The organism is Prevotella sp. OH937_COT-195 (genome assembly GCF_003932845.1).
Lineage (GTDB): Bacteria > Bacteroidota > Bacteroidia > Bacteroidales > Bacteroidaceae > Prevotella.
Map to the genome: position 1 here is coordinate 1 of NZ_RQZH01000135.1, position 528 is coordinate 528.

The 528-nt window shown below is 47.3% G+C and carries 1 rRNA gene; it reads left to right on the plus strand.

Going from position 1 to position 528, the window contains the following annotated elements:
* Positions 1-528 (plus strand): 23S ribosomal RNA (locus EII32_RS11585); the annotation flags it as partial.

Consider the following 528-nt stretch of genomic DNA (forward strand, 5'->3'; position numbering starts at 1 on the left):
CTCTATACGGAGTTACAAAGGAATATATTAAACGAATCATCTGGAAAGTTGAATCAAAGAAGGTAATAATCCTGTAGTCGAAAGTTTGTTCACTCTTGAGTGGATCCTGAGTACGACGGAACACGAGAAATTCCGTCGGAATCCGGGAGGACCATCTCCCAAGGCTAAATACTCTCTAGTGACCGATAGTGAACCAGTACCGTGAGGGAAAGGTGAAAAGTACCCCGGAAGGGGAGTGAAAGAGAACTTGAAACCGTGTGCTTACAAGTAGTCAGAGCCCGTTAATGGGTGATGGCGTGCCTTTTGTAGAATGAACCGGCGAGTTACGATATGATGCGAGGTTAAGTTGAAGAGACGGAGCCGTAGGGAAACCGAGTCTTAATAGGGCGGATTAGTATCATGTCGTAGACCCGAAACCATGTGACCTACCCATGAGCAGGGTGAAGGTGAGGTAAAACTCACTGGAGGCCCGAACCAGGGCACGTTGAAAAGTGCTTGGATGACTTGTGGGTAGCGGAGAAATTCCAA